Here is a 20,142-nt window from a genome sequence, read left to right as displayed (position 1 = left end):
CCCTTCACTGCGCCGGGCGGTCGCGGTAGAGGTCGCGGAGGAGGCAGATCTCGGCGCCGTGGGCCATCGTCTCGCGGTTGAGGTGGAGGACGAGGGCGCCGACCGGGTCGTCGGCGTAGCCGCCCGCTTTGGGGCCCAGGGGCGCGTCGAACTGGGCGGGCGTGAGGGCCGCGACGGCGTCGTGCCAGTGGGTGTAGGAGCGTTCGAGCACGGCTATGGCGTCGGCGGCCGTCGCGGGCAGCGGGTCGGGCCACAGGCGCTGGTCGAACATGTGGGCGTCCTCCAGGCCCTCGTGGGGGCCGAAGAAGGCGCGGGCGCGGATGCCGAGGACGTCGCGGCTGACATGGGTCATGCGCCAGGCGATCGTGGTGAACGGCGGCGGCTCGGGCGCCGGGAACGACTGCTCCATGCGCAGGACGCCGTCGGCGTCGGGGCGCAGGGACCAGCAGCCGTCGACCGGCTCCCAGAAGTACTCGTCGTCGGTGAGCCCCTCAAGGCGGGGCCGCAGGTGGAAGTCCCAGTAGAACTCCAGCTGCCCCAGGATCGCCGCATGCCAGTTCTCGCTCATGGGTCGACCCTAGGGCACGGGTCCGACGGTCGCGGCGGTTCAGTCGTGGGCCCAGCGGCGGCCGGCTCCGGCGATCGCGCCGCCGATGAGCAGGTAGACCAGGGCGGCGAGGCCGTAGTTGACGACGGCGCGCACCTTCGGGTCGTCGACAGTGAACATGTCGCGGAACAGCCAGGAGAACCAGTTCGCGAGGTCGGCGAAGAACGCGACCAGCGGGTTCCCGGCGTTCGCCTCCAGGAGCACGAACGCCAAGTGCAGCAGGATGATCAAGGCGATCAGGCCGAACACGATCGTGACGACGTGTGCGATGAGCGAGTTGTGGCGCGAGGCTACGTAAGGCATGACCTGTCCTTCCACAAAGTCACATCGGGGGTCGATGGTGGACCGTGGGTTCCCAGCGGCCTGCGCTTCCAAACTGGGCGGTACCGGGACGGTCCCGGCGTGCGGAATTGGACGAGCCGTGACAGCCGGTCGGCAGGTAAGCTTCGGTCCCATGCCCCCAGCACCGCCGCCGCAGACACCCCTGCGGCTCCTCCTCGCGCAGGCGCGGCCGAACCGGGCGCGCCTGCTCCTCGGGTTCCTGTTCTACGCGGGCGCGTCGTGCACGTCGATGCCGCAGCTGTGGATCGTCGGGAAGATCGTCGACGAGGGCCTCATCGCCCGCTCGGCGTCCGACTTCGCGATGTGGCTGGGGGCCGCCGCGGTCCTGGTCGTCGCCCAGCCCATCCTGTGGGCCAACGGGTTCCGGCAGTTCTCCGCCGTCGAGGCGCGGAACCAGCGGTCCCTGGTGCGGGCCCTGACCGACCGGCTGAACACCTCGGGGACGGCCGTGCGCGACCGCGTCTCGGCCGGGGAGCTGCTCAACCTGCCGAGCGAGGACGCGCGGCGCGCCGCCCGCGCGGTCAGCGACGCCGGGTTCTTCTTCAACACGCTCGTGATGTTCATCGTCGGGGCGGCGCTGGTGTGGTCGATCCACCCGCTCCTCGGCACCGTCCTCATCAGCGGCAGCGTCGTCACCGCGCTCATCGCCGGGCCGCTCCTCGGGCGGCTCCAGTCGCGCCAGTCGGACTACCGGGCCCGCATCGGCGACCTCTCCGCGCACGCCGCCGACATCGTCGGGGGCCTGCGGGTCCTGCGCGGCATCGGCGGCGACGTGCTGTTCGCGGCCCGGTACCGCGAGCGCTCGGACGACCTGCGCCGCAACGGGTACGAGGTCGCCGGGCCCAGCTCGTGGATCCACGCGCTGCGCCACTCCATGCCGATCGTGTTCGTCGCGGTCATCACCTGGGTCGGTGCGACCCTCGCCGCCGACGGCGCGATCAGCATCGGCGGCCTGGCCTCGGCGTTCAGCTTCGCGACAATCTTCATCGCCGTCTCCGGGAACTTCGTCGGCACCTCCCAGTACCTCGTCGCGGCCTGGGTCGCGGCCAAGCGGATCGTCCGCGTCCTGAACATCGAACCCGACCTCGCCGACACCGGGACCGCCCGGGACGGCGGCGGCGAGCTGCGCGACCCCGACTCCGGCCTGGCCGTGCCGGTCTCGGGCCTGACGGTGGTCGTCACCGCCGAGACCGCGCACGCCGCGGAGGCGTGCGAGCGGCTCGCCCGCTACCGCGACTCCGAGGCGACCTGGGGCGACGAGCCCGTCGAGTCGTACGCGCTCGCCGAGGTCCGCGCCCGGATCATGCTCCTCACCGACGAGGACCACCTGTTCACCGGGACGCTCGCGTCCACGATGCGCGTCCCCGAACCTCAAGCGCGGCAGGCGATCACGGCCGCGTGCGCCGACGACGTGGCCTCGCTCGGCATGGACCGCGCCGTCGAGGAGGGCGGCCGGAACCTCTCCGGCGGCCAGCGCCAGCGGCTGCGCCTCGCCAGAGCCCTTGCGGCCGAACCGGAGACGCTCCTGGCCGTCGAGCCGACGTCGGCGGTGGACGCCCACACCGAGTCGCTCATCGCCGCGCGCGTCGCCGCCGCCCGCGCCGGGCGGGCCACGCTCGTGGTCACCGCGTCGCCGCTGTGGCTCGCGCACGCCGACCTCGCGGTGTGGATGGTCGACGGCAAGGTCCACGCGACCGGCACGCACGCCGAGCTCCTCGCCGAGTCCGACTACCGCCGCCTCGCCTCCCACAGCGTCGACTGACGCGGCCCGATGGAGAACACATGAGCACCATGGCAACAGCCCCGGCGCAGGACCGCCTGCCGGTCGCCGGGCCCGCGGAGGTCCGCCGGGCCGTCGGGCGGCTCCTGGCCGCCGACAAGGGCCGGGCCTCGGCCGTCCTGCTGCTGTACCTGTTCGCGGCTGCGTTCAGCGTGTCCGTGCCGATCCTCCTCGGGAAGGTCGTCGACGGCATCGGCGCGGGCTGGAGCGGCGCGCAGGTGAACCTCGTGTGCGCGGTGATCCTCGCGTGCGTGTGCGTCCAGTTCGTGCTCAGCCGCCTCGGGCGCCTCTCGGGGTACCGGTTCGGCGAGCGGGCCGCCGCGCGGCTGCGCGAGTCGGTCGTGGAGCGGGTCCTCGGGCTGCCGCTCGTGCAGGTCGAGCGGGCCGGGCGCGGCGACCTGGGGACGCGGACCGCCTCCGACGTGAACGTCGTCGCGGACATGCTGCGCGACAACGGGCCGACCGTGGCGACTCTCGTCATCGAGGTGGTCGTGCTGTACGTCGCCACGTTCGTCGCCAGCCCGGTCCTGGGCCTGGTGGCGCTGGTGACGGTGCCGCCGCTGTACCTGGCCGCGCGGCGCTACCTGCGCCGGGCCGCGCCCGCGTTCCTGGAGCAGCGGGCCGCGATGAGTGAGGCCGCGGAGACGGTGAGCGCGTCGGGGGCGGGGGCCCGGACGGTGGAGTCCCTTGCGCTGCAAGAGGAGCGGCGGGCCCTCGGGTACGGCCGCGGGCAGGCGATGATGGACCGGATGCTGCGGGTCGTCAAGCTCCAGACGAGCTTCTTCACGCTCCTGCTCATGATCAACCGCGGCCAGCTGGTGCTGGTGACCCTCGCGGCCGGGATCTGGTACTTCCAGGGCGGGCTGACGCTCGGCACCGCGATCGCCGCGATCACGGTGACGGTGCGGATCGCCAACCCCACCAACGGGGTCATGACCCAGCTCGGCGAGTTCCAGCAGGGCGCGGCGGCGCTCGCGCGCATCGAGGGCGTCAACCTCGTGCCCGCCGAGCCGCGCGAGGCCCGGCCCTCGGGCGCGGACCTGCGGATGGACGACGTGACCTTCGGGTACGGCGACGGCCCCGACGTACTGCACGGCCTGAGCCTGCACCCCGCGCCGGGCGAGCGGCTCGTGGTCGTCGGGCCCTCGGGGGCCGGGAAGTCCACGATCGCGCGGCTCCTCGCGGGGATCGACAGGCCGCGAACCGGGACGGCGACGCTCGGCGGCGTCCCCGTGTACGACATCGGCGTGGAGGAGCTGCGGCGGCACGTGGTGCTCGTGACCCAGGAGCACTACGTGTTCACGGCCTCCTTGCGGGACAACCTGATCCTCGCCGCGCCGGAGGCGACGGACGACCGCCTGGAGGAGGCCCTGCGGCGCGTGGACGCCCGCTGGGCCCTCGACGAGGGCCTGGACACGATGCTCGGCCCCGAGCACCGCAAGCTCACTACGGCTGAGGCGCAGCAGATCGCGCTCGCGCGCGTCGTCATCGCCGACCCCGACATCGTGATCCTCGACGAGGCGACCGCCGGGATCGACCCCGCCAGCGCGGGCCGGGTCGAGGCGTCGCTGGCGGCGGCGCTCGCGGGCCGCACGGTCATCGCCATCGCGCACCAGCTCCAGGCCGCGCGCTCGGCCGACCGGATCGCGGTCGTCGAGGACGGCCGTATCGCCGAGGCCGGGACGCACGACGAGCTGCTGGCCGCGGGCGGGGTCTACGCGGGCCTCTGGCATGCGTGGCAGGGGGATTGAGCACAGGCCTTCACGCGAGGGCGGGCTCGGCGACCCAGCCGGCGACGAGGACGAGCCCGGTGGGCCGGTGCACGGCCATGTAGGCGAAGGGCCGGTCGAAGACCACATCGGCGCGGACGCGGCGGTGCTCGAAGACCGGCGCGAACCCGTAGCCCGCCATGGCCATGACGGTGACGGCCGCGGCTTCGAAGCCGGTGGGGCCGAAGCGGGCCGTGCACGACTGCCGGGCCTGGGAGACGAAGAGCCTCCGGGCGGCGAGCCGCTCGAAGCGGGCGCGTTCGCGGTCGGCGGCGAGCGTCAGGCCGAGGGCCTCGGCGTCGCCGGTCAAGTCGAGGTCGGCGGTGACGTCGAAGGCGACCGCGGTCGCACCGATCTCCGGGCCGGTCTGCGGGGAGGCCGCCATGTACTCGCTGACGCGGACGCCGATCGCCTGCTCCCCCACCGCGAGTGAAGTGGCCGAGCGGCCCCATGAGGGGTCGGCGGCGTCGAGGAGGGCGCTCATGACCTCGTGCGGGGCGAGGTCGTCGCGGCCGAGGCCCAGGAGCACGTCGATGTCGCCGTCGCCGCGGACGGTGAGCACCGTGGCGTCCTCGGCGACGCGCAGGACGTCCTCGCCGTAGGTGGCGCGGAGGATCCGGGGCCGCTCCAGGCCGGACCAGGGTCCGGTCGCGAAGGGCGCGTAGGAGGTCTCCTCGAACTCGACGGCCCATCCGGTGCGCACGAGGAGGGCGCTGGCGAGGAGCAGCTCGATCGGGTCGTCGGCGTCGAGGTCGACGGGCATGGCCTCGATGAGGCCGTCGGTGTTCGCGGCGGCCCAGGCGTCGAGGGCGGCCTTGTCGGCTGCGGCGTCGCCGGTGAGGGAGCCGATCGCCTCGACCGGGAGCTCTGCGGTCCAGTCGGGGTCGAGGACGACCTCCGGCCCGGCCCACACGCCGAGGGCGAGGTTGAGGCCGTCGGCGGCGCGGGCGCCGTCGAGGAGGCGCCGCGGCAGGGCCGCGGCGCGGGTCGCGTCGAGGCCGAGGGCGGCGAGGAGTTCGCTGTGCGTCTCGCCGACCGCGCCGTTCGCGAGCATCGCCAGGAGCGGCCAGATGCCGAGTCCTGAAGCGGCCGCGGGGATCTCGTCGCGGGAGGCGAGCCAGCGCCTGGTGAGGGCGTTCGCGGCGGCGACGTCGGCGGGGGTGAGGGCTTCGTGCAGTGCGGTGGTCATGCGGTCTCCGGTTCGGCGACCCATCCGGTGAAGAGGACGAGTCCGGTGGGGCGGTGGCGGACGAGGAAGGCGAAGGGCCGGTTGAAGTCGAGGCCGATGCGGACGTGGCGGTGGTCGCGGCGGGGCAGGCCCGCGGCGCGGGTCATCGCCATGGCGGTGACGGCGGCGGCTTCGAAGCCGGTGGCGCTGAAGACGGCCCGGCAGGTCTGGCGGGCCTGGCTGACGAAGGTGGGTTCGGCGGCGAGGCGGTCGAACTGCGCGCGGGCCTCGTCGGAGGCCAGGGTGAGGCCGAGCGGGCGGGCGGCGTCGAGGAGGTCGAGGTCGGAGGAGAGGTCGAAGCGGACGGTCCGGACGTCGACTTCGGGGCGGGTCTGCGGATAGGCGGCGCGGTGCTCGGTGACCTCGACGCCGATGGCGCGGTCGCCGACGGCGAGGGCGCTGGCGGGCCGGGTGTGCGAGGGGTCCTCGGCGGTGGCGAGCAGCGAGGCGACGACGAGGCCGGGGTCGCGTCCTTCGGGTCCGAGGCCGAGGATCACGTCGATATCGTCGTCGCCGGGGACGGTGAGCATCGAGAGGTGGTCGCCGACGCGCAGCAGGTCGGCGTCGAGGGTCGCGGAGAGGCCGCGGCACTGGCCGAGGCGGGCCCACGGTCCGGCCTTGAAGGAGCGGCGGGAGTCGGTGAAGGGCGTGGTCCAGGTGGTGCGTACTGAGAGCGCGCTCGCCAGGATGAGGTCGATGGGCTGCGAGAAGTCGAGCGGCATCCGGTCGATGAGGCCGCCGGTGCTGCGGGCGGCCCAGTCGTCCAGGGCGGCCTTGTCGGCGGCGGCGTCGCCGGTGAGGGAGCCGACGGCGTCCACGGGGAGGCCCGCGGTCCAGTCGGGGTCGAGGGTGACGCGGGCGCCGGCCCAGACGGCGAGGGCGAGGCGGATCGAGCCGGTGGAGCGCAATGCGTCAACGAGGGCCGCCGGGATCGCGGCGGCCCGTTCGGGGGTGAGTCCGGCGGCGGTGAGGAGTTCGCTGCGGGTGTCGCCGACGGCGCCGGTCGCGAGGACCGCGAGCAGCGGCCACACTCCGAACCCTGACATGACCGGGAGCGGCGCGCGGGCGTCGAGCCAGGCCCGGGTGAGCCGGTTGGCGGCTTCGACGTCGGCGTCGGTCAGTGCGCGCTGGATGGTGTCCTCGCTCGTGCCCATGGTGCGGAGCCTAACCCGGGACCGCCCGTCCGGAAAACCGGTTGCGGCATCGCAGGAGGGCGTTTAGCGTCGCCGGTGACAGATCCGTATCGATGCAGAGAGGGGTCCGACATGCGCCGGACTTCGGAGTTCACCCAGCGAATCCAGCCGAACTCTGCTCTGAGGACTGTCATTGTCATTTCTGAATCTGGGGATTCTCGCCCACGTCGACGCCGGTAAGACCAGCCTGACCGAGCGGCTGCTGTTCGACGCGGGGATCATCGACCGCGTCGGGAGCGTCGACTCCGGGAGCACGCAGACCGACTCGATGGAGCTGGAGCGCCGCCGCGGGATCACGATCCAGTCGGCCGTCGTCGCGTTCCGCTTGGGCGGCACCACCGTCAACCTCATCGACACGCCGGGGCACACGGACTTCATCGCCGAGGTGGAGCGCGCGCTGCGCGTGCTCGACGGCGCGGTCCTGGTGGTCTCCGCGGTCGAGGGCGTGCAGGCCCAGACGCGGGTCCTGTTCCGCACCTTGGAGCGGCTCGGCGTGCCGACGCTCCTGTTCGTCAACAAGGTCGACCGGCGCGGCGCCCGCGAGGCGGGTCTGCTCGACGACCTCGCCTCGATGCTCAGCCCGAACCTGCTGCCGATGGGCACGGTGGAGGCGATCGGCACCGGCGACGCGCGGGCCGTCCCGTTCGCGTTCACCGACCGCGCCTTCGCGGACCGGGCCGCGGACCTGCTGTCGGCGGGCTCCGACGAGTTCCTCGCCGCGTACCTCGACGACCCCGGGACGCTCGACTACGACGCGGAACTGGCCGCGCAGGTCCGCACGGGGCAGGTGCACCCGGTGTACTTCGGGTCGGCGGTGACCGGGACCGGGGCGGCCGCGCTGACCGAGGGCATCCGCCGCTACCTGCCCGTCCCGCAAGGGGATCCGGAGGCCGAGGCGGTCGGCACGGTGTTCAAGGTGGAGCACGTCGGCCAGAAGATCGCCTATGTGCGGATGCGCGCGGGCCGGATCGCGCCGCGCGACGCGCTGACGGCGTACCGGCGCGGCGAGTACGGGGCGGTCGAGGAGCACGAGGGCAAGGTGACCGCGGTCGAGGTCTTCGACCACGGCACGGCCACCGTCCCGGGCGAGGCCGGGCCCGGTTCGATCGCGAAGGTCAAGGGCCTGAGCGACATCCGCATCGGCGACGCGATCGGGTCGCCGGACGGCCTGGCGGGCGGGGGCCTGTTCACGCCGCCGACGCTGGAGACCGTGGTGCGCCCCGCCGACCCGAACGACCGCGTCCCGCTCAACCGGGCGCTGCTCAGCCTCGCCGAGCGCGACCCGCTCGTGGACCCGCACCTGGACGAGCTGTCCGAGGAGATGGCGGTGCGCCTGTACGGGGAGGTGCAGAAGGAGGTCGTGGCCTCGCTCCTCGACGAGGAGTTCGGCATCGGCGTCGAGTTCGAGGAGACCCGCGCGATCCACGTCGAGCGGCCCGTCAAGCCCGCGTCGGCCCTGCACGAGATGGGCCAGTGGGCGCAGACGACGAACGTCGCCACCGTGGGGCTGCGCCTGGAGCCGGGCGAGCCCGGCTCGGGCCTGCACTACGGGCTCGAAGTGGAGCGGGGCTCGCTGACGCGGGCGCTGCGCAACGCTGTGGAGGAGGGCGTGTTCGCGTACCTGCGGCGCGGCCTGTACGGCTGGGCGGTCACCGACTGCAAGGTGTGGCTGACCGCGACCGGCTACATCGGGCGCACGAGCACGGCCGCGCACTTCAGGGACACGACGATGTACCTGCTCGACGTGATGCTCCGCGAGTCGGGCACCGTCGTGTGCGAGCCGGTCAACCGCTTCCACGTGGAGTTCCCGGCGGGCACCGGCAACGCGGTCCTGAAGACGCTCGGGGAGGCCCGCGCGGACATCAAGGGCCAGTTCTCGACCGAGACGACCGGGTACGTGTCGGGGTTCCTGCCGACCGAGGCGGTCCACGGCGTGGAGCGGCGCCTCCCGGGCCTGACCGAGGGACTGGCGCTGTTCACCACCGAGTTCGAGGAGTACCGGCCGGTGTTCGGGCCGCCGCCGCGGCGCGGACAGCGGGCGTAGCGGGACGGGCGGCCCGGGGTTTCGACCCTGGGCCGCTTGTTCGATTTTCGGCGGATTTCGGGCTTTCGCCGTGGATGTCTTGACATGAAACAACAGTGTGACGTACGTTGCATGACAACGTAGTCAGCGCTGGTCAGGAGGTCGCCCCCATGCCCCTCACGACTCCCCCCGGCGGGACTCCGGCACGGCGCCGCCCGCCCGGCATGACCGACGTGGCGCGCCTGGCCGGGGTCTCGCAGAAGACCGTCTCCCGGGTGGTCAACAACGAGCGGTACGTCTCCGCCGAAGTCCGCGAGAAGGTCCGCAGCGCCGCGCGCGAACTGGGGTTCCGCCCGAACACGGCCGCTCGGGCGCTCATCACCGGCCGCTTCGGCCGCATCGGCGTCGTCGCCCTCGGCACCGCGCTGTGGGGCCCCGCGTCGCTGCAAGTCGCACTGGAGCGCGCCACCCGCGCGGCCGGGATCGCCGTCGTCGTCGCCCACACCGTCGAGGGCGAGCCGGACTCGGTCGGCGAGGCCGTCGAATGGCTCCTCGACCAGGGTGTGGACGCGATCATCATCGCCGACCCCGTCGACGAGGGCGTCGCGGTGCGCTCCGACCCGGCCGTGCCGCTCTACAGCCTCGGCCGCAGCGTGCCCGAGGCCGAGAACCTGCTCGCCGGGGCGTCGAACGCCGAGTCGATGCGCGAGGCCGTGGAGCACCTCCTCGACCTCGGGCACGAGCGCGTCTGGCACGTCGCCGGGCCCGCCACCTGGTACCCCGCGTGCGACCGCGTCGAAGGCTGGCGCGCCGCGCACGAGGCCCGCGGCATCGAGCCGCCGCCGCCAGTGGAGGGCGACTGGACGCCCGCGTCCGGGTACGCGGCGGGGCAGCGGATCCTCCGGGACCCGGCCGTGACGGCCGTGGCCTGCGCGAACGACGACATGGCGCTGGGGTTCATCCGCGCCTGCACCGAAGCGGGCCTCGCCGTCCCGGACCGCGTCAGCGTCACCGGGTTCGACGACATCCCCGCCGCCGCCTACTTCACTCCCCCGCTGACGACGGTCTGCCAGCGGTTCGAGGCCGACGTGATCCGCGGCCTCGGCATCCTCCTCCGGCGGCTCGGCGGCGCGCCCACCGGCGCGCCCGAGCCGCCTCCGCACACGGACACGCCCCGGCTCGTGGTCCGCCGATCCACCGCACCGCCCGCGAACCGGCGCAACGAAGCGCCAGGAAAGGACGCCCGATGACTCCCCGCTTCAGACGAAGGACGGGGCTCGCCGCCGCGGCCGCGAGCCCGTTCGCCTTCGCCGCCTGCGCCCGACAGCCCGTCGAGCCTCCCGAGCACGTCAGCCAGGCCCAGATCGACGACGCCATGCGCACCCCCACCGAACTGAACTTCTGGACGTGGGTGCCCGGCATCGAGAAGCAGGTCGCCCTCTTCGAGGAGGCCTACCCGGACATCAAGGTGAAGGTCACGAACGCGGCCCAGGGCGCGGGCCACTACGCGAAGATCCGCACCGCGCTGCGCGCCGGGCGCGGCGCCCCCGACGTCGCGCAGATCGAGTACGAGATGGTCCCGGCGTTCACCATCACGGACCACCTCCTGGACCTGCGGCCCTACGGCGCGGGGGAACTGGAGGACCAGTTCGTCGAGTGGGTGTGGGCGCAGGTCAGCGGCGCGAACGGCGAAGTCTGGGCGATCCCGCAGGACACCGGTCCCATGGGGATGCTCTACCGGGCCGACATCTTCGACGCGCACGGCATCGAGGTGCCTGCGACGTGGGAGGCGTTCGCCGACGCCGCCCGGACCCTCCACGAAGCCGACCCCGAGGTGTACCTGACGAACTTCCCGCCCAGCCAGGGCGCGTTCTTCTCCGGGGCCCTGTGGCAGGGCGGGGCCGACCCGTTCGCCGGGTCCGAGGGACCGGTCCTCAAAGTCGACGTCGTCTCCGAAGCGGCGCAGCGGGTCGCGGACTACTGGTCCACGCTCGCCGCCGACGGCGTCGTCTCCACCGACCCCGACTTCTCCGACCAGTGGTACCAGGCCGCGAACCGCGGCAAGTACGCCACATGGCTCACGGCCGCATGGGGACCGGTGTTCCTCCAGTCCACCGCCGCGTCCACCAGCGGCAAGTGGCGGGCCGCCCCGCTGCCCCAGTGGGAGTCCGGCGACGAGGTCGCCGGGAACTGGGGCGGGTCCACCAACGGGGTCTTCAACATCACCGAGCACCCGATCCAGGCCGCGGTGTTCGCGCAGTTCATCAACACCGACCCCGAGTGCACCAAGGCCATGGCGACCGAGCAGTTCCTGTTCCCGCCCACCAAGGCGCTCCTGGAGGACCCCGAGTTCACCGGCCTGGAACTGGAGTTCTACGGCGGCCAGAAGGTCAACGAGGTGTTCGCGCAGATCAGCGCCACGGTCTCCCCCGACTTCCAGTGGCCCCCGTTCAACGACCAGGTCCGCGCCGACTACGGCCCCACCGTCGGCTCGACCATCGCGGCGGGCGGCGACGCCGCCGCCGCGCTCGGCGACTGGCAGGACCGCATCGCCGAGTACGCCGAGTTCCAGGGCTTCACCGTCGAGGAGGGGTCATGAGCACCGACACCGCCGACAGCGCCCCAGCGGCGCCGATCACGCCCCGCAGCGGACGGACCGCCAAGCGCGGCAAGGGAGGCAAGGGCCCCCGCTACGCGAGGACCGGGTACCTGTTCGTCGCGCCGTTCATGATCGCGTTCACCGCGATGTTCCTCGTCCCGCTCGCCTACGCCGCCTGGTTCAGCTTCTTCAGGGAGCAGATGATCGGCGGCAACGTCTTCGTCGGCTTCGACAACTACACGCGGGCGTTCAGCGACCCGCAGCTCATGGCCGGGCTCGGCCGGGTCGCCCTGTTCTTCCTCATCCAGGTGCCGCTCATGATGGCCCTGGCGCTGTTCTTCGCGCTGGCCCTGGACTCGGCGCTGCTGCGCCTGGCGCGGACCGTGCGCCTGGCGATCTTCATGCCGTACGCGGTGCCGAGCGTCGTCGCCGCCCTCATGTGGGGCTTCCTGTACGGGCCGGACTTCGGGCCGATCGCGCAGCTCGCCGACAAGATCGGCGCGACCGCGCCGGACTTCCTCGGGAACCTCATGCTCGGCTCGATCGCGAACATCGTGACGTGGGAGTTCACCGGCTACAACATGATCCTGCTGTACGCGGCGCTGCGGGCGATCCCCACGGAGCTGTACGAGGCGGCCGCGGTCGACGGGGCCGGACCCTGGCGCACCGCGTGGTCGATCAAGATCCCGCTGCTGCGGCCCGCGCTCGTGCTGTGCATGGTCTTCTCGGTGATCGGCAGCTTCCAGCTGTTCAACGAGCCGAGCATCATGCGCACGCTGGCGCCGAACGTCATCGTCGCCGACTACACGCCCAACCTCTACGCGTACAACCTCGCGTTCGTCGGCCAGGAGTACAACTACGCGGCCGCCGTGTCCTTCGTGCTCGGCTTCGTCATCATGGCCGGCTCGTACCTCTTCATGCTCGCCACCAATCGCAGGAGCCGGTCATGAGCGCCACCCCCGTGAAGGCGCGCAAGGCGCGCCCGAAGCGCAGCACGATCCTCACGATCGGGATGCTCGCGGCCGCGGCCTACTTCCTGCTGCCGCTGTTCTGGCTGGTCGTCGCCTCCACGAAGACCACCGGGGACCTGTTCTCCACGTTCGGGCTCTGGTTCGCCGGGGAGAACAACCTGTTCACCAACATCGGCAACACGTTCACCGCCGACGACGGCGCGTTCGGGCAGTGGCTCGGCAACTCGCTGCTGTACGCGGTGGCCTCCGCGCTCGGCGGCACGTTCCTCGCCGCCCTCGGCGGCTACGGGTTCGCGAAGTACAGGTTCAAGGGCAACCGGGCCATGTTCATGGGCGTCCTCGGCGCCATGGCGGTGCCCTCGACGGCACTCGCGATCCCGACGTACCTGCTGTTCAGCCAGGCCGGCCTGACGGACACGCCGTGGGCGATCATCCTGCCGTCAATGGCGAGCCACCCGTTCGGGCTGTACTTCATGCGGATCTACGCCGACAGCGCCGTCCCCGACGAGCTCATCGAATCGGGCCGCATCGACGGCGCCGGCGACTTCCGGATCTTCTTCCAGGTCACCGGCCGCCTCCTGACGCCCGCCATCGCCACCATCATGCTGTTCATGCTGGTGCAGACCTGGAACAACTACTTCCTGCCGCTGATCATGCTCAACGATCCGGCGCTCTACCCCGTCACCGTGGGCCTCGCCAACTGGCAGGGCCAGGCCGCGTCCTCGGGCGGGGCCAGCGGCGACTACATACCGCTCGTGGTCACCGGGTCGCTCATCTCGATCTTCCCGCTGATCGTCGCCTTCCTGTTCCTCCAGCGCTACTGGACGACCGGCCTGGTCTCCGGCAGCGTCAAGCAGTGAGGCCGCGGGCCGGGCGCCGTCGCCGGACGGGCCCGGCCCGCTCCCACCCACCTGAGAAGGGAACCGAATGTCCAACTGGCCCAACCCGATCCTCTTCGGCGCGGCGTACTACTACGAGTACCAGCCCGCGGCCGCCGACGGCCTCGACTCCAAGACCGGCCTCGACCGGCTCGCCGCCGACCTCGACCTCATGGCCGAGGCCGGGTTCTCGGTGATCCGCGTCGGCGAGTCGGTGTGGAGCACTTGGGAACCCGAGAACGGGCGCTTCGACCTCGACTGGCTCGCACCGGTCCTCGACGGCGCGCTGGAGCACGGCATCGCCGTGGTCCTCGGTACGCCGACGTACGCGGTGCCGCCGTGGCTGGCGCGCCAGTACCCCGAGATCGCGGGCGAACACCGCACGGGCGAGCGGATCGGTTGGGGCGGCAGGCAGGAGGTGGACTACACGCACCCGGCGTTCCGGTTCCACGCCGAGCGCGTGATCCGCAAGATCCTGGCCCGCTACGCCGACCACCCGGCGGTCATCGGCTTCCAAGTCGACAACGAGCCCGGTCTCCAGCTGTTCCACAACCACGGGGTGTTCCAGCGGTTCACGGACTACCTGCGGTACAAGTACGGCGACGTGGAGACGCTCAACCGCGAATGGGGCCTCGTCTACTGGTCCCATCGGCTCTCGACCTGGGCCGACCTGTGGACGCCCGACGGGAACGCGCAGCCGCAGTACGAGCAGGCGTGGCGGCGGTTCCAAGCCGAGCAGACCACCGAGTTCATCGGCTGGCAGGCCGATATCGCACGCGAGTACGCGCGCGAGGACCAGTTCACGACCACGTGCATCTCGTACCCGCGCCCGGCGCTCGACGACCGCGCGCTGGCCGCGCGGCTCTCGATCACGGCGGGGAACCCTTACTACCGCATGCAGGACGCGTTCGCGCTGCCGCACGAGAGCAGCGGCGACGCCGCGAACTGGAACACGCGGGGCACGTGGGCGCTGTACCACTCGGCGGACCGGATGTACTCCTCGCGCCAGGAGCCGTTCCTGGTGACGGAGACGAACGCGCAGGCCATCGGCGGGCCCTGGGAGAACCTGCCCGCGTACGACGGGCAGTGGCGCCAGGCCGCGTGGGCGCTCGTCTCGCGAGGCGCGCGCATGATCGAGTACTGGCACTGGCACACCCTCCACTTCGGCACCGAGACCTACTGGGGCGGCATCCTCCCCCACAGCCAGGAGCCGGGCCGCACGTACCGCGAGCTCGCGCGCCTGGGCGCCGAGTTCCGCAAGGCGGGCGCGGCCCTCGACGGGCTCGTGCCGCACGCCGACGTGGCGGTGCTCTACTCCAAGGAGAGCGAATGGGCGCTGACGGCCCAGCCGCCGCTCCAGACCGCGGACGGCGGGCCGGACCGGCGGTCGTTCGAGTCGATCACGGGCCCGTTCTACAAGGGGGCGTTCGACGCCGGGCTCCAGGCGCGCATCGTCCACACCGAGCAGCTCGGCGAGCCGGGCGAGGCGGTCGCGCAGTTCCCGGTGCTCGTGGCGGCGGGGATCTACGCGGCCGACGACGACCTGCTGGACTGGCTGGACCGCTATGCGGCGGCGGGCGGGCACCTGGTGCTCGGCCCGCGCACCGGGTACGCCGACGAGGAGGCGCGGGCCCGCCTGGAAGTGAAGCCCGCGCGGCTCCACGAGGCGGCCGGGGTCTGGTACGAGGAGTTCGCGAACCTCCTCGGTGACGTCGAAGTCCGCGCGGCCGAGGGCTCGGGCCTGGAGCTGGGCGAGGGTGCGGCGGCACTGAAGTGGGCCGACGGCGCGTACCTGCGCGGCGCCGAGCCCCTCGCCGAGTACGTGCACCCGCACTTCGGCAAGTTCGCCGCGGCCACCACGCAGGACCACGGCCTCGGCCGGGTGACCTTCGTGGGGACGATCCCCAACGACGCCTTCGCGAAGTCCCTCTTCGAATGGCTCGCCCCGGCGGACCGCTGGCGCCCGTCCCACCCGAGCGTGACCGCGACCAGCGGCACGGCCGCCGACGGCCGCACGGTCCGCTTCCTCCACAACTGGTCCTGGAACGAAGTCGACATCGAACTCCCGGCGGCCGCGGCCGACGCCCTCGACGACACCGAGTACCAGGAGGGCGCCTCGATCCGCCTGGGCCCCTGGGACGTGAAGGTCCTCCGCGAAGCACGCTAAAGACCTGAAGCCCGTATAGCCATCCCTAGCCCCCACCCTCCCAGAGGGGACCGTAGCGCCCAGCATTGCCCGCGGGTCCGACAAGAATCGGGCCCGCGGGCGGGGTTGTCACTCGAAAGAGGGCGGTTCGCGAGGGACGGTCGCGAGCTGCGATCGCGCGCGCTGGCCGGGTCAGAGGTCGGCGAGGTCGAGGGCGGCGATCGTGGTCGGGTCGTTCATGATGGCGATCTCCGTGATGCGGCCGCCTTCGACCGTGCAGGCGAGGACCGCTCGGGGGGTGCCGCCGGGGGCCCACATCGCGCCGACGTAGCCGTCGACGAGGACGGGGATCGCGGCGCGGGCGTTGCCGTTGAAGATCTCGGCCACCTGCTTGGCGCCGATGACTTCGCGGGCGGCGAAGCCGGTGGCGACCGCGGCGGGGTCGGCGACGACTTTGATGCCGGGGTCGAGGACTTCGAGGAGGTCGTCGAAGCGGCCCTCGCGGGCTGCGGCGAGGAACGCTTCCACGACTGCGCGTTGGAGGGGCACGTCGGCAACGGGTGCGCCCCCGCGACCTTGCTTTTGAACGACGCGGCGGCGGGCACGGCTGGCGAGTTGGCGGGTGGCCTCCGGGGTGCGGTCGAGGACCGGGGCGATGCGGTCGAAGGGCACGTCGAAGAGGTCGTGAAGGACGAAGGCCACCCGCTCGGCCGGATTCAGGGAGTCGAGGACCACTTGGAGGGCGAGGCCGATCGAGTCGGCCATGACCGCCTGGGCCTCCGGGTCGGGGGCGGGGGCCTCGCCGGGGAAGGCCGCGGTGTCGTGGTCGCGGTCGAGCTCGTCCTCGCGGCGGGAGCGGCGCGAGCGCAGGAGGTTGAGGCAGACGCGGGAGGCGACCGTGGTGAGCCAGCCGCGGAGGTTCTCGACCTCGGCGGTGTCGGTGCGCGCGAAGCGCATCCAGGTCTCCTGGACGGCGTCGTCGGCCTCGCTCGCGCTGCCGAGCATGCGGAACGCGACCGCGCGCAGGTGGCCGCGGTGCTCCTCGAAGCGCTGCACCAGGACGTCGTCGCTCATGGGTCCTCCGTGAAAGTCGGTCAACTGTACTGACCCGCGGAGCCCGCCGGACGTGACATCAGCGGCCGGTGAACTTCTCCAGCACGACCGCCAGGCGCTCCTCCTGGTGCTCGGGGCGCAGGCGCCCGTCGCGGGCCAGCACGGCCAGTCCGTGGATCGCGGCCCAGCCGGCCTCGGTGACCGCCTCGGGGTCGTGGTCGCCCGCGAGCGGGGCGAAGACCGCGAAGAGCGGGGCGAACCCGGCCTTGAGGACCTCGGGCGCGTCGGGGCCGAACGGGAGGCCCTCGGCGAGGGTGAACGCGGCCTCGAAGACGGCCGGGTGCCCGGTCGCGAAGTCGAGGTAGGCCTGTGCGACGGCCGCGAGTTCGGCGCCCGGCTCGGCGCCCGCGCGGGCCGCTTCGAGGGCTTCGGCGAGTTCGCCGATGCCCTGGAGGGCGACGGCGTCGACGATCGCGCCGCGGCCCGCGAAGTGGGAGTACAGGACCGGCTGGCTGTACTCGATGCGCTCGGCGAGCCTGCGGACGGTGACCGCGGGCCACCCGTCGGCTTCGGCCATCTCGCGGGCGGCGTTGACGATGAGCGTTTCGCGCTGGGCGCGTTCGCGTTCGCGGCGCTGACTGGTGACCATGCGCAAAATTCTAGCACCGCTAGACATCCGAGCACAGCTATGCTAGCGTCGTTCATGTTCCTAGCGATGCTAGATTTCCTAGCCCATGACAAATAAGGGAGAACCCCCGTGAAAGCCCTCCGCATCACGGCCGACACCCTCACCGTGCTCAGCGTCCTGTTCGTCTTCTCCTTCGGCCTCCAGTACCTCCTCACCCCCGCCGCGGTCGCCCCGAGCATGGGCTTCGCCCACTGGCCGACCGGCGAGGCCGCCGACTTCCTCAGCGTCAAGGGCGCCCGCGACCTCGGCTCGGCCATCGTGCTCCTGGTGCTGCTGATCATCCGCGAGCGCCGCGCGCTCGGCTGGGCCCTGCTCGCCACGGCGCTCATCCCGATCGGCGACGGCTCGCTGATCCTGGCGCACGGCGGCAGCGCCGCCATGGCGTTCGGCGTCCACTACGCGACGGCCGCGGGCGTCATCGTCATCGGCCTGCTCCAGCTGAAGGTCGCGAAGCACCAGGCCGCCGAGCGCACGACCCTCGCGCACGCCGAAAAGTGATCCGAATTTCGCACCCTTGCGCGAAAAATTGAATATCCGTAGCGTCGCACGGGACCGCGCCGATCGATCCCAGGAGGACCCGATGTTCCTGCCGTACACCGGTTCAAGCGACAACTGCTACGCCAGCTCACTGTCGATGGCGCTCGGCCCGGACTCCCCCGGGGCGGGCGCCGTCGACGTGCTCACCGGGTCGCCGTTCGGGATGCAGCTCCACGCCGGCGCGACCCCGTTCTTCGACCCGGCGGGATGGGACTGCGAGATCGGGCTCGACGCCGCCCTCGCGGCGCTCGGCTGGACCTGCGTCTTCGAGGCGGGCGGGAGCGAGGAGGAGGCCGCCGAGCGGCTGCGGGCGGCGACCCCCGCGGCGCCGCTGGTAACGGGCCCGGTGGAAATGGGGCTGCTGACGCACGTGCGGGGACGCGGAAGCGCTTGGGGCGCCGACCATTACGTGACGGTCTTCGGGGTGGAGGACGGCCTGGTCCGGTTCCACGACCCGAAGGGGTACCCGTTCGCGAGCCTGCCGGTGGACCGGTTCATCGCGGCCTGGCGCACGGACTCGCTCCAGTACGGGGAGTCGTTCACATCGCGGCGGCAGTTCGAGCGGACTGCCGAGGTGCCTGCGGCGCAGGCGGTCCGGTCGCAGATCGGGGTGTTCGCAGGGTGGCTGCGCGGGGCGCACGGGCGCCCCGTGGAGAACGGGAACGTCGCGAACGCCGAAGCGGCCGAAGGACTCGCCGCGATGTGGGAGGCGGGGCTGAGCGATCGGACCCGTCAGGACCTGGACTTCATGGTGCCCGCGGGCGCGCGGCGGCTCAGCGATGCGGGGGCCTGCCTGGCGGCGGCAGGCGCTGACGAGGCATCAGCTATCGCCGCCAGGCAGGCCCGGCTGGTGGGCGGGCTCCAGTACGACCTCGCGGCCGGGCGGGCCGCGGAGGCGGCCGCCGCGCTGCGGGCGCTGGGCCCGCTGTACCTGGAGCTCGCGGAAGCGCTGGAGCGGGCCTAGGCGGCCGCTCCCACGGGTTCGGTCTCGGGACTGGGCAGGGTCCGCATGTTCCGCAAGGGCGAGAAGAACACCGGCAGGAACGCGAGGCAGATCCCGGCGGCCGCGATCCACAGCGTAGTGCGGGCGCCGAGGAGCTGGCCGAGCCCGCCGCCCACGAGGCCGCCGATCGCGTAGGCGCCGAAGACGACGAACCGCACGGTGGCGTTCATGCGGCCGAGCATGTTGTCGGGGGTCAGGCGCTGGCGGAAGCTCACCTGGGTGACGTTGTAGACGACGCCGCCGACGCCGACGAACGCCATCGCGAAGGCCCCCATCCAGATCCGCCAACCAGGTTCGGCGGCGGGGATGAGCAGGATCCACGGGGAGGTGACCGCGACCGAGACCCACACGGTGCGGCCCTCCCCCAGCCAGCGCGTGGCGGTGCCGACGGCGAACGCGCCGAAGACCCCGCCGACGCCGAAGAGGCCGAAGAAGAGGCCGATCTCGCCGGGGCTCATGCCGAGGTCGCGGGGCAGGAAGACGACGACCATCGCCATGAAGGCGCCCATCCAGAAGTTCCAGGTGCCGGTGCAGGCGATGATCGAGGCGAGGATGCGGTGGCGGAGGACGAACCTGAGGCCGTCCTTGATCTCGGCGGTGATGCGGGAGCCGTGGGCGACTTGGGGTTTGGGTTCGCGGCGGCGAATGCGCAGGAGCAGCAGGGCGGAGGCGCCCATGGCGGCGGCGTCGAAGGCCATGGCGACGGGGGCGGTGAGCCACTGGATGAGCTGTCCGGCGAGGACGGGGCCGCCGAGCTGGGCGGTGGCGCGGACGGTTTCGAGTTTGGCGTTGCCTTCGACGAGGTGCTCGCGGCCGACGAGGTGGGGCAGGTAGCTCTGGTAGGAGACGTCGAAGAAGACGGTGAAGACGCCGATGACGAGGGCGACGGCGTAGAGCTGCCAGATGGTGAGGGCGTCGGCCCACCAGGCGAGGGGGACGGTGAAGAGGACGGCGGCGCGCACGATGTCGCTGACGATGAGGACGCGGCGGCGGCGCATGCGGTCGACCCACGCGCCCGCGGGGAGTCCGATGAGGACGAAGGCGATCATCGTCATGGAGGAGAGGACGCCGACTTCGAGTTCGCTGACGTCGAGCGCGATGACGGCGGCGAGCGGGAGGGCGAGGGAGGTGATCTGGTAGCCGACCTGGGCGACGGTGGTGGAGAGGAAGAGGTCGCGGAAGTCGTGGTCGCGCAGGAGGCCGAGCCGGTCGCGCTTGGCGGGAGCGACCGCGTCGGGGTCGCCGAGGGAGATCATGCGATTGAGTATTCCCAATCGGTTGGGAATTGTCAATCAGTGAGGCCCCGGGCCTGCCCTAGGATGGGG

Annotated in this window: 17 protein-coding genes; 10 read left to right on the top strand and 7 right to left on the bottom strand. The window is 72.2% G+C overall.

Annotated features, from left to right (window positions below; translation table 11 throughout):
• Positions 1-4 precede the first annotated feature (4 nt).
• Both WA640_RS23280 and WA640_RS23275 read right to left on the bottom strand, forming a co-directional pair.
• Positions 5-568 carry a DinB family protein gene (locus WA640_RS23280; RefSeq protein WP_335990936.1) on the bottom strand — a complete coding sequence of 188 codons (564 nt, stop codon included), beginning with the start codon at positions 566-568 and terminating at the stop codon, positions 5-7.
• Positions 569-607: 39 nt separating this feature from the next.
• Positions 608-910 carry a hypothetical protein gene (locus tag WA640_RS23275; protein WP_219926988.1) on the bottom strand — a complete coding sequence of 101 codons (303 nt, stop codon included), beginning with the start codon at positions 908-910 and terminating at the stop codon, positions 608-610.
• A 151-nt stretch (positions 911-1,061) separates the two neighbouring features.
• Between WA640_RS23275 and WA640_RS23270 the strand changes: the two genes are divergently transcribed.
• Together WA640_RS23270 and WA640_RS23265 are read left to right on the top strand one after the other, a co-directional pair.
• Positions 1,062-2,711 carry an ABC transporter ATP-binding protein gene (locus WA640_RS23270; RefSeq protein ID WP_335990933.1) on the top strand — a complete coding sequence of 550 codons (1,650 nt, stop codon included), beginning with the start codon at positions 1,062-1,064 and terminating at the stop codon, positions 2,709-2,711.
• A 20-nt stretch (positions 2,712-2,731) separates the two neighbouring features.
• Complete coding sequence (locus WA640_RS23265) at positions 2,732-4,480, top strand: ABC transporter ATP-binding protein (protein ID WP_335990931.1); 1,749 nt, start codon at positions 2,732-2,734, stop codon at positions 4,478-4,480.
• Between the two features lie 10 nt (positions 4,481-4,490).
• Here the strand turns inward: WA640_RS23265 and WA640_RS23260 are convergent, their stop codons facing one another.
• Both WA640_RS23260 and WA640_RS23255 read right to left on the bottom strand, forming a co-directional pair.
• The gene (locus WA640_RS23260; RefSeq protein WP_335990929.1) at positions 4,491-5,687 is read right to left on the bottom strand and encodes a serpin family protein; all 1,197 of its coding nucleotides are present in this window, start codon (positions 5,685-5,687) and stop codon (positions 4,491-4,493) included.
• Positions 5,684-6,880, bottom strand: coding sequence for a serpin family protein (locus WA640_RS23255; protein WP_335990927.1), 1,197 nt, complete (start codon positions 6,878-6,880; stop codon positions 5,684-5,686). Before WA640_RS23255 ends, WA640_RS23260 begins: the two co-directional genes overlap by 4 nt.
• A 172-nt stretch (positions 6,881-7,052) precedes the next feature.
• Here WA640_RS23255 and WA640_RS23250 point away from each other — a divergent pair, with 172 nt between their 5' ends.
• From WA640_RS23250 to WA640_RS23225, 6 genes are all read left to right on the top strand, one after another.
• Positions 7,053-8,963 carry a translation factor GTPase family protein gene (locus WA640_RS23250; protein WP_335990926.1) on the top strand — a complete coding sequence of 637 codons (1,911 nt, stop codon included), beginning with the start codon at positions 7,053-7,055 and terminating at the stop codon, positions 8,961-8,963.
• Between the two features lie 149 nt (positions 8,964-9,112).
• Positions 9,113-10,192: a LacI family DNA-binding transcriptional regulator gene (locus WA640_RS23245; RefSeq protein ID WP_335990924.1), complete on the top strand. Its 1,080-nt coding sequence runs from the start codon at positions 9,113-9,115 to the stop codon at positions 10,190-10,192.
• Positions 10,189-11,541, top strand: a complete 1,353-nt coding sequence (locus tag WA640_RS23240; RefSeq protein ID WP_335990923.1) for an ABC transporter substrate-binding protein — start codon at positions 10,189-10,191, stop codon at positions 11,539-11,541. The genes WA640_RS23245 and WA640_RS23240 overlap by 4 nt, the downstream gene beginning before the upstream one ends.
• On the top strand, positions 11,538-12,491 hold the full coding sequence (locus tag WA640_RS23235; RefSeq protein WP_335990921.1) for a carbohydrate ABC transporter permease: 954 nt from the start codon (positions 11,538-11,540) through the stop codon (positions 12,489-12,491). The genes WA640_RS23240 and WA640_RS23235 overlap by 4 nt, the downstream gene beginning before the upstream one ends.
• A complete protein-coding gene (locus tag WA640_RS23230; protein ID WP_335990919.1) occupies positions 12,488-13,372 on the top strand; it encodes a carbohydrate ABC transporter permease in 885 nt (294 codons plus the stop codon). The genes WA640_RS23235 and WA640_RS23230 overlap by 4 nt, the downstream gene beginning before the upstream one ends.
• A gap of 67 nt (positions 13,373-13,439) precedes the next feature.
• Positions 13,440-15,557 carry a beta-galactosidase gene (locus WA640_RS23225; RefSeq protein WP_335990917.1) on the top strand — a complete coding sequence of 706 codons (2,118 nt, stop codon included), beginning with the start codon at positions 13,440-13,442 and terminating at the stop codon, positions 15,555-15,557.
• A 171-nt stretch (positions 15,558-15,728) separates the two neighbouring features.
• Here WA640_RS23225 and WA640_RS23220 read toward each other — a convergent pair whose 3' ends face one another.
• Complete coding sequence (locus tag WA640_RS23220; protein WP_335990916.1) at positions 15,729-16,610, bottom strand: sigma-70 family RNA polymerase sigma factor; 882 nt, start codon at positions 16,608-16,610, stop codon at positions 15,729-15,731.
• Positions 16,611-16,668: 58 nt separating this feature from the next.
• Positions 16,669-17,238, bottom strand: coding sequence for a TetR/AcrR family transcriptional regulator (locus WA640_RS23215; RefSeq protein ID WP_106366681.1), 570 nt, complete (start codon positions 17,236-17,238; stop codon positions 16,669-16,671).
• 108 nt (positions 17,239-17,346) lie between these two features.
• Here WA640_RS23215 and WA640_RS23210 point away from each other — a divergent pair, with 108 nt between their 5' ends.
• Together WA640_RS23210 and WA640_RS23205 are read left to right on the top strand one after the other, a co-directional pair.
• Complete coding sequence (locus tag WA640_RS23210) at positions 17,347-17,775, top strand: DUF4267 domain-containing protein (protein WP_335990914.1); 429 nt, start codon at positions 17,347-17,349, stop codon at positions 17,773-17,775.
• An 82-nt stretch (positions 17,776-17,857) separates the two neighbouring features.
• On the top strand, positions 17,858-18,778 hold the full coding sequence (locus tag WA640_RS23205) for a hypothetical protein (RefSeq protein WP_335990912.1): 921 nt from the start codon (positions 17,858-17,860) through the stop codon (positions 18,776-18,778).
• Here WA640_RS23205 and WA640_RS23200 read toward each other — a convergent pair.
• Positions 18,775-20,073: an MFS transporter gene (locus WA640_RS23200; protein ID WP_335990910.1), complete on the bottom strand. Its 1,299-nt coding sequence runs from the start codon at positions 20,071-20,073 to the stop codon at positions 18,775-18,777. The two genes, WA640_RS23205 and WA640_RS23200, sit on opposite strands and share 4 nt — an antisense overlap.
• Positions 20,074-20,142 lie beyond the last annotated feature (69 nt).

The organism is Glycomyces sp. MUSA5-2 (genome assembly GCF_037034145.1).
Classification (GTDB): Bacteria; Actinomycetota; Actinomycetes; order Mycobacteriales; family Micromonosporaceae; genus Glycomyces; species Glycomyces artemisiae.
Note: the sequence above shows the minus strand (reverse complement) of the source record. Positions and strands in the feature narration are given on the sequence as shown.

What these genes read in the sequence shown, in the direction of transcription:
- WA640_RS23280 (WP_335990936.1), bottom strand. Translation starts at nt 568, where the DNA reads ATGAGCGAGAACTGGCATGCGGCGATCCTGGGGCAGCTGGAGTTCTAC.
- WA640_RS23275 (WP_219926988.1), bottom strand. Translation starts at nt 910, where the DNA reads ATGCCTTACGTAGCCTCGCGCCACAACTCGCTCATCGCACACGTCGTC.
- WA640_RS23270 (WP_335990933.1), top strand. Translation starts at nt 1,062, where the DNA reads ATGCCCCCAGCACCGCCGCCGCAGACACCCCTGCGGCTCCTCCTCGCG.
- WA640_RS23265 (WP_335990931.1), top strand. Translation starts at nt 2,732, where the DNA reads ATGAGCACCATGGCAACAGCCCCGGCGCAGGACCGCCTGCCGGTCGCC.
- WA640_RS23260 (WP_335990929.1), bottom strand. Translation starts at nt 5,687, where the DNA reads ATGACCACCGCACTGCACGAAGCCCTCACCCCCGCCGACGTCGCCGCC.
- WA640_RS23255 (WP_335990927.1), bottom strand. Translation starts at nt 6,880, where the DNA reads ATGGGCACGAGCGAGGACACCATCCAGCGCGCACTGACCGACGCCGAC.
- WA640_RS23245 (WP_335990924.1), top strand. Translation starts at nt 9,113, where the DNA reads ATGCCCCTCACGACTCCCCCCGGCGGGACTCCGGCACGGCGCCGCCCG.
- WA640_RS23240 (WP_335990923.1), top strand. Translation starts at nt 10,189, where the DNA reads ATGACTCCCCGCTTCAGACGAAGGACGGGGCTCGCCGCCGCGGCCGCG.
- WA640_RS23235 (WP_335990921.1), top strand. Translation starts at nt 11,538, where the DNA reads ATGAGCACCGACACCGCCGACAGCGCCCCAGCGGCGCCGATCACGCCC.
- WA640_RS23230 (WP_335990919.1), top strand. Translation starts at nt 12,488, where the DNA reads ATGAGCGCCACCCCCGTGAAGGCGCGCAAGGCGCGCCCGAAGCGCAGC.
- WA640_RS23225 (WP_335990917.1), top strand. Translation starts at nt 13,440, where the DNA reads ATGTCCAACTGGCCCAACCCGATCCTCTTCGGCGCGGCGTACTACTAC.
- WA640_RS23220 (WP_335990916.1), bottom strand. Translation starts at nt 16,610, where the DNA reads ATGAGCGACGACGTCCTGGTGCAGCGCTTCGAGGAGCACCGCGGCCAC.
- WA640_RS23215 (WP_106366681.1), bottom strand. Translation starts at nt 17,238, where the DNA reads ATGGTCACCAGTCAGCGCCGCGAACGCGAACGCGCCCAGCGCGAAACG.
- WA640_RS23205 (WP_335990912.1), top strand. Translation starts at nt 17,858, where the DNA reads ATGTTCCTGCCGTACACCGGTTCAAGCGACAACTGCTACGCCAGCTCA.
- WA640_RS23200 (WP_335990910.1), bottom strand. Translation starts at nt 20,073, where the DNA reads ATGATCTCCCTCGGCGACCCCGACGCGGTCGCTCCCGCCAAGCGCGAC.